This is a genomic window from Pseudomonas agronomica, assembly GCF_025917275.1.
Taxonomy (GTDB): Bacteria; Pseudomonadota; Gammaproteobacteria; order Pseudomonadales; family Pseudomonadaceae; genus Aquipseudomonas; species Aquipseudomonas agronomica.
In genome coordinates, this window is the sequence record NZ_JAOSHO010000255.1 from 1 (window position 1) to 7,328 (window position 7,328).

Below are 7,328 nucleotides of genomic sequence, written 5' to 3' on the forward strand. Positions count from 1 at the left end.
TTGCGGCCCGGCGATGTGGTGGAAGTGCGCGCCGGTGATCGAGTGCCTGCGGACGGTCGGGTCTTGTCCGGCCAGGCGAGCCTCGACACTGCGCCCATCACTGGCGAGTCGGTGCCCATGGAGGCGGGTATCGGGGTCGAGGTCTTTGGTGGCGCGATCAATCTCGACGGTGTGTTGCGCCTGGAGGTTACTCGCATCGGTGACGAGTCGACGCTGGGCAAGGTCATCGCGCTGATGCAAAACGCGGAACGCTCGAAGCCGCCGATCACTCGCCTGCTGGAGCGCTACGCCGGCAGTTATCTGGTGCTGGTGTTGTTATTGGCGGCGGTGACGTGGTTTGTCACCAACGATGCCCAGGCGATGCTCGCGGTTCTGGTGGCGGCGTGCCCCTGTGCCTTGGTGTTGTCGGCGCCGGCCACGGCGATCGCCGGCATCGCGGTTGCAGCGCGTCATGGAATTCTGATCCGTAGCTCGGCGTTCCTCGAAGAGCTGGCGGACCTGACTTCGCTGGTGATCGATAAGACGGGCACGTTGACCTATGGCGCCTTGCGCTTGCAATCGATCGAAGGGAGCCAGGACGACTTGGCGATATTGTTGCCCTTGGCCGCCAGCCTAGGATCCGCCAGCAGCCATCCGGTCAGCCGCGCGCTGGCCGGCCTGGTGGAGCAACATCAATATTTGCCGCTCACCGACATTCATGAGCGCCAGGGTCTGGGCGTGGTCGCCATGACCGGGGAGGGCGAAGCTGCGCTCGGCCGCCCCGAGTTGTTTGCCCGGCTGGGTATCCAGACCTCGGCCGTACCCAACCATGACGGCCCGATTGCCGGCTTGGCCCTGGACGGACAATTCCTCGCTTGGCTGTTGCTGGCCGACAGCGTCAAGCCGGAAGCGCGGCTGGCAATGACTGAGTTGCGCACGCTTGGACTCGGACGCCAATTGTTGCTGACGGGCGATCGCCAGAGCGTGGCCAGTGCCCTGGCCCAGGAGATCGGAATTCATGAGGTGCAGGCGCAGGCTTTGCCGGAAGATAAACTCCAACGGGTCATGACCGAGATCGACCACGGCTTCCGGCCCATGGTGGTGGGGGACGGAATCAACGACTCACTGGCCCTCAAGGCTGGCGTGGTCGGCGTGGCGATGGGCGCGGGTGGCGCGGATATCGCGCTGGCGTCGGCGGACATCGTGTTGATCGGCAGCGATTTGCGGCGCCTCGGGACATGTGTGCGACTGAGTCGTCAGTGCCGGCGGACGTTGCAAGTCAACGTGATCATCGGTCTGGGCTGGACGCTGGCCATCGTCGCTTTCGCCGCATTTGGCTGGCTTGGTGCGGCGGGGGCGATGATCGCGGCATTGCTGCATAACTTGAGTACGCTGTTGGTACTGGGCAATGCCGGACGACTGCTACGCTTCCAGGAGCCGCTGCCAAAAATCTAGGCCGTACTTTTAAGCGAACTGTTGAGGGCGCGTGCAGTCACTTACGAAAGGTAGCACCACTTCAGGCAGTTACTGCTCAAAACAGTAGATTTAGAAGAACGATAGAAAAAGGCTATAAATTCGATAGCCAGCTATTTTTCTACGATGGGCTACCCTCATTTCAGACGTCTGAAACAAGGGGGATTTTTTCATGCTCGCTCAACTTCCACCGGCCTTACAGAATCTGCATCTACCGCTTCGGCTGCGGCTCTGGGACGGCCATGAATTCGCGCTGGGTGACGATCCCAGCGTGACGATTGTGGTCAAGGATCCACAAATGGTTGCGCAATTCAACCATCCCAGCCTGGATGCATTGGGTGCGGCGTTCGTCGAAGGCAAACTCGAACTCGAAGGCTCGATCCATGAAGTCATTCGAGTCTGTGACGAGCTGAGCCAGGCCCTGGTGGACGAAGACGACAGCAACCTGCCGGTGCGCACGGTCCACGACAAGGAAACCGACGCCAAGGCGATCTCCTACCATTACGATTTATCCAACGCCTTCTATCAGCTCTGGCTCGACAGCGACATGGCCTATTCATGCGCCTACTTCGAGACGGGTAGCGAAACCCTCGAACAGGCGCAGCAGGCCAAATTCCGCCATTTATGTCGAAAGCTGCGCCTGCAGCCCGGCGACTACCTGCTGGACGTGGGATGTGGGTGGGGTGGGCTGGCACGCTACGCGGCTCGAGAGTTCGGTGCGAAGGTGTTCGGCATTACCCTGAGCCAGGCCCAACTGGATCTGGCACGCGAGCGGGTCAAGGCTGAAGGCCTGGAAAACCAGGTCGAGCTCCAGTTGCTGGACTACCGGGATTTGCCCCAGGACGGTCGATTCGACAAAGTTGTCAGCGTCGGCATGTTCGAGCACGTTGGCCACGCAAACCTGACGCAGTACTGCAAGACCCTATTCGGTGCTGTGCGCGAAGGCGGGCTGGTGATGAATCATGGGATTACCGCCAAGCACACCGATGGCCGCCCGGTAGGTCGCGGCGCTGGCGACTTCATCGAGAAATATGTCTTCCCCAACGGCGAACTGCCGCACCTGTCGATGATCTCCGCCGAGATCAGTGAAGCGGGGCTGGAAATCGTCGACGTGGAAAGCCTGCGCATGCACTACGCGCGGACCCTCGATCATTGGAGCGAGCGCCTGGAAGACAACCTCGAAGCCGCGTCCAAGGAAGTGCCGGAGCAGGCCCTGCGGATCTGGCGGCTTTATCTGGCCGGTTGCGCATACGCGTTTGCCAAGGGCTGGATAAACCTGCACCAGATCCTCGCGGTCAAGGCCCATGCCGACGGTAGCCATGAGTTGCCCTGGACCCGTGACGATATCTACGCGCCTTAAAGAATCGGGGAAATGAGCCGGGCGATCCGCATGCCTATCTTTTGCAGGCGGTGGGTCTCCCGGCTTTCTTGCTTGGCGACTTCGTGGGCCTGGGCGAAATCCTGTTCGAGCATTTGCTGCACTTCGCAGGCGAAGGCAATGTCGACGGTCAACAGCATCACTTCGAAATTCAGTCGGAACGAGCGGTTGTCCAGGTTCGCGCTGCCTATCGCGCTGATCTCCTGATCGATCAACACGACTTTCTGGTGGAGGAATCCGGGTTCATACCGAAACACCCGTACGCCGGCCCGAACGGCTTCGAATGCATAAAGACTGGACGCTGCGTAGACAATCTTGTGGTCGGGTCGCGACGGCAACAGGATGCGCACGTCCACTCCGCGCAGCACCGCCAGGCGCAGCGCTGCGAACACCGCCTCATCGGGAATGAAGTACGGTGTGGTAATCCAGATTCGCTCGTTGGCGGCGTGGATGGCCTCGACGAAAAACAGCGAACAGGTTTCGTAGGCGTCCGCCGGGCCGCTGGCAAGCAGTTGGCAGAGCACCCCGCCGTCCGGGTAGGTGTCGGGCAGGATCAGCGGCGGCAGTGAGCGGGCGGCCCAGAACCAATCTTCGGCGAACGACTCCTGCATGCTTGCCACTACCGGACCGCGTACCTCGACGTGGGTGTCGCGCCAAGGGGCCAAGGGCGGTTTTTCGCCCAGATATTCATCGCCCACATTGTGCCCGCCGACAAATCCCAGGACGCCATCCACTGCGACGATCTTGCGATGGTTGCGAAAGTTGACTTGGAATCGGTTGAGCCAGCCGCTGCGGGTGGCGAAGGCTTTTACGTGAACGCCGCCGTCGCGCAGTGCCTGCACATAACGGTGGGGCAGGGAATGACTGCCGATACGGTCATAGAGCAGATACACCGCCACGCCTTCGGCCGCCTTCTTCAAGAGCAGTGCTTGCAAGCGCTGCCCGAGTTGGTCGTCATGGACGATAAAGAATTGCACCAGGACCGCTTCCCGAGCGTTATCGATGGCCTGGAAGATTGCCTCGAACGTGGCCTGCCCATTCACCAGCAGGCGCACCTGATTGTTCGCCAGGCAAGGTGCTCGCCCCAGTTTCGGCATGGCCCTGAGTGACGCGTAAGCCTTGGAGGCGCGGGCGGTGAGCGCCTCTTCGACCCACGGCCGCCAGTTCAATTCGGAGATTGCCTTGCGCATTTCTTCGTTGGCTTGTCGGCGTGCCTTGATGTAGCCATCGAACGTGCTGCGGCCAAATACCAGATACGGAATCAACGTCAGGTAGGGAATGAATACCAGCGAAAGGGCCCAGGCGATCGACCCTTGGGCGGTTCGCACCGTCAGCACCGCATGAACGGCGGCGATGGAACCCAGGGTGTGAAGCAGCGCGATCAGGTAACCGAAAACATGCGGGCCGAAATAATCCATGGGGCAGCCATGCTCCTGAAGTTTCATTGCTTAACAGACCATGTTCCACGACGAATGTCGCTATTTAATTCGCTCAGCCCAGGCCTGAACCGAAGCCTGCGGGCGGCGTCTAACGGCCACTTGTCCTCTGGAGTGTTTGCAATGAATGTTCGTCTGCTGGGTTTGGCCTTGGCGGTTGGCTTGTCGGTTCCTCTGGCGGCTCAGGCGCAGATGCTTCAACCGGGACTGTGGGAATTGACCACCAGCAACATGAAAGTCGATAACCAGAATCTGCCGGATCTTCAATTGATCCTCGGGCAGCTACAAAACCAGATGACCCCGGAGCAACGGGCGATGCTGGAGAAGCAAGGCATTACCATGGGCGGCAAAGGCATTCGGGTCTGCCTGACGCCTGCGCAAGTCCAGACCAACGACATTCCGTTGCAGGATCCGCAATCAGGGTGCAAGCAACAGATCACCGAGCGCACCGGCAATCAATGGAAGTTCCGCTTCAGTTGCCCGAAAGCCCAGGGCAATGGTGTCGCGACCTTCCAAAGCGATCGTGAATTCACCACCAAGGTCAACGGCACCTTCAACGCCACGGGCATCCAGCAGAACGGTAGCCTGGACACCCGCGCCGTGTGGCTGGGGCAGGATTGCGGGACGGTCAAGCCGAGGGCCTGACCCGGGTTGGACGCGATGAGTTCGTGGCGAGGGTGCGTGCTCCCGCCGGGCGTTTAGCGGTCCAAGAAACTGCGCACTCTTACTGCCTGCTCAACGCCTCGTACAGCGTGTCGAGGTTGTACTCGAACAGCCCGGTAAAGGTGCTGGCAGGACCGCTGGCGGCCAGGGCGTCCGAGTACAACGTGCCGCCGATGTGCGCGCCGCTTTCATCGGCGATCTGCTTGAGCAGGCGCGCGTCCTTGATGTTCTCCATGAATACTGCTTTGACTTTCGCCTGGCGAATCTGGGTAATCAACGCCGCGACTTCCGCCGCCGAGGGCTCACGTTCCGTAGATAGGCCCTGCGGTGCCAGGAACTCGATGCCATAGGCCTGGCCCAGGTAACCGAACGCATCGTGGGATGTAACGATCTTGCGATTACCTGGCGGCAACGCGCCGAATTTTGCCTTGGCTTCGGCAAGCAGCGCATAGATCGTTTTCAGGTACGCCTGGCTGTTACGTTCGTAGTCAGCCTGGTTGTCCGGATCCGCCGCTTCGAGTGCCTTGGTGATATTGCTGACGTACAGCTGCGCGTTGGCGAGGTTGTGCCAAGCGTGCGGATCGGGGATCGTCTCGCCATCTTCGTCCAGCGATCGCGGGATCACGCCTCGGCTGGCGCTGATCACCGTAGCCTTGGTTTCCGTGCTGGTCACCAGGCGATCGAGCCACGGCTCGAAGCCCAATCCATTCTTGATAATCAACCTGGCCCCGAGCAGCGCCTTGGCGTCGTCTGGCGTGGGTTCGTAGGTGTGTGCGTCGGCGTCCGGTCCTACCATATTGATGATCTGGACGTGTTCGCCGCCGACTTGTTGGGTCATGTCGGCAAGGATGCTGAAGCTCGTCACTACCTTGAGTTTTTCGGCGGCGGACAGGGACATGGACAGCATCAAGCTGAAGATCAGGAGCAGGGCGCGCATCGGGAAACCTCATGGGGATGTGAGCAGGGGCGGGCGGCGCAAGAGACCGTGCACCGGACCGAATACCACGGACAACAGATAGGACGCGCCCGCCACCAGGACGATGGCCGGCCCGCTGGGAAGCGAAAAGTTGAAAGACAACAGCAGTCCCAGCCACACCGAGATGCAACCGAGCAGTGCCGCGATGATCATCAGAATGGGCAGGCGTCGGCTCCAGAACCGTGAAGCGGCCGCCGGTAGCATCATCAGGCCGACCACCATCAGCGCGCCGATGGCCTGGAAACCGATCACCAGGTTCAACACCACCAACGTCAGAAACACACCATGGGCCAACGGACCCAGGCGACTGACTGTTTGCAGGAACAGGGGATCCAGGGTGTCGAGCAGCAGCGGTCGATAAATCAAGGCCATCGCTACAAGACTGATTCCGCAGACCCATAGCATGCCGGTCAGGGTCGGGCCGTCCACCGCCAACGCGGAACCGAACAACACGTGGAGCAGATCCAGGCGTTTGCCGGCCAAGCCAAGAATCAACACACCGGCCGCCAGGGAGATCGGATAAATGGCGGCGAGGCTGGCGTCCTCCCGCAGACCGGTACGGCGGGTAATCCAGGCGGCGAGCCCTGCCATGCTCAACCCCGCGCCCAAGCCACCCAATGTCAGGGCAGGCAAGCTGAGCCCCGCCATCCAGAAACCCAGCGCAGCGCCGGGCAAAATGCCGTGGGCCACCGCGTCTCCAATCAGGCTCATGCGCCGCAGAATCAGGAACACGCCCAGCGGCGCTGTACTGCACGCCAACACCAGGCCGCCGAGCAAGGCCCTGCGCATGAAGACGAATTCCTGGAAGGGTTGCCATAGATGAGTGGCGGTCAGCATCAGGCCACCCACGCACTGGGTTGCTGCGCAATCAAATCGACACTTCGGCCCAGCACGCAGCGTGAATGGCTCACCAGCAGCGTATGCGGGATATGTTCGCGTACGGCGCCCAAGTCATGACACACCACCACGGCGGTTTTGCCGTCGGCATGCCATTTGTGAAGGTGCCTCCACAGCAGCGCTTGTCCCTCTTCATCGAGGGCGGCATGAGGTTCATCCAGCAACAGCAGTGGTGCATCAGCCAGACTCAGTCGGGCGAGCAGGGCGCGCTGCAATTCGCCTCCGGACAGTGCCATCAAGGGGCGGCGTTCGAGTCCGTCCAGGGCCCAGTCATCCAGCACTGTCTTCAGTCTAAGACGCCGCATCGCTGGCGTGTATGAGCTACCCCAAGCACCTGCGGCAACCAACTCTTGCAGGCTGATGGGGAATTGCCGATCCAGATATTGCTGCTGCGGTAGGAATGAAACGCCGCCGCACTTTGGTACGTTGACGGTGGCTTTGCCGGCTAGAGGTTTTTGCAGGCCCGCCAATACCTTCAAGAGACTGGTTTTGCCTGAGCCGTTGGCACCGATGATGGCCGTGAGGC

Annotated in this window: 7 protein-coding genes; 3 read left to right on the forward strand and 4 right to left on the reverse strand. The window is 60.8% G+C overall.

Annotated elements, in window-relative coordinates:
- Both OC610_RS17385 and cfaB read left to right on the forward strand, forming a co-directional pair.
- Positions 1-1,434: heavy metal translocating P-type ATPase (locus tag OC610_RS17385; RefSeq protein ID WP_264429346.1), on the forward strand; the 1,434-nt coding region annotated here is incomplete at its 5' end.
- A 190-nt stretch (positions 1,435-1,624) separates the two neighbouring features.
- Entirely contained in the window at positions 1,625-2,812 is a 1,188-nt protein-coding gene (cfaB, locus tag OC610_RS17390) for a C17 cyclopropane fatty acid synthase CfaB (RefSeq protein ID WP_264429348.1), read from the forward strand.
- Here cfaB and cls read toward each other — a convergent pair.
- Positions 2,809-4,248, reverse strand: coding sequence for a cardiolipin synthase (gene cls, locus OC610_RS17395; RefSeq protein ID WP_264429350.1), 1,440 nt, complete (start codon positions 4,246-4,248; stop codon positions 2,809-2,811). The genes cfaB and cls overlap by 4 nt on opposite strands.
- Before the next feature lie 141 nt (positions 4,249-4,389).
- Between cls and OC610_RS17400 the strand changes: the two genes are divergently transcribed.
- On the forward strand, positions 4,390-4,911 hold the full coding sequence (locus OC610_RS17400; RefSeq protein WP_264429352.1) for a DUF3617 domain-containing protein: 522 nt from the start codon (positions 4,390-4,392) through the stop codon (positions 4,909-4,911).
- A gap of 79 nt (positions 4,912-4,990) precedes the next feature.
- On the opposite strand, the gene OC610_RS17405 is transcribed toward OC610_RS17400, so the two are convergent.
- From OC610_RS17405 to OC610_RS17415, 3 genes are all read right to left on the reverse strand, one after another.
- A complete protein-coding gene (locus tag OC610_RS17405; RefSeq protein ID WP_264429354.1) occupies positions 4,991-5,866 on the reverse strand; it encodes a metal ABC transporter substrate-binding protein in 876 nt (291 codons plus the stop codon).
- 9 nt (positions 5,867-5,875) lie between these two features.
- Positions 5,876-6,742, reverse strand: coding sequence for a metal ABC transporter permease (locus OC610_RS17410; protein ID WP_264429355.1), 867 nt, complete (start codon positions 6,740-6,742; stop codon positions 5,876-5,878).
- Positions 6,742-7,328: ATP-binding cassette domain-containing protein (locus OC610_RS17415; RefSeq protein ID WP_264429356.1), on the reverse strand; the 587-nt coding region annotated here is incomplete at its 5' end. The genes OC610_RS17410 and OC610_RS17415, both read right to left, overlap by 1 nt.

Coding starts and splice junctions, on each gene's coding strand:
- cfaB (WP_264429348.1), top strand. CDS start 1,625: ATGCTCGCTCAACTTCCACCGGCCTTACAGAATCTGCATCTACCGCTT.
- cls (WP_264429350.1), bottom strand. CDS start 4,248: ATGGATTATTTCGGCCCGCATGTTTTCGGTTACCTGATCGCGCTGCTT.
- OC610_RS17400 (WP_264429352.1), top strand. CDS start 4,390: ATGAATGTTCGTCTGCTGGGTTTGGCCTTGGCGGTTGGCTTGTCGGTT.
- OC610_RS17405 (WP_264429354.1), bottom strand. CDS start 5,866: ATGCGCGCCCTGCTCCTGATCTTCAGCTTGATGCTGTCCATGTCCCTG.
- OC610_RS17410 (WP_264429355.1), bottom strand. CDS start 6,742: ATGCTGACCGCCACTCATCTATGGCAACCCTTCCAGGAATTCGTCTTC.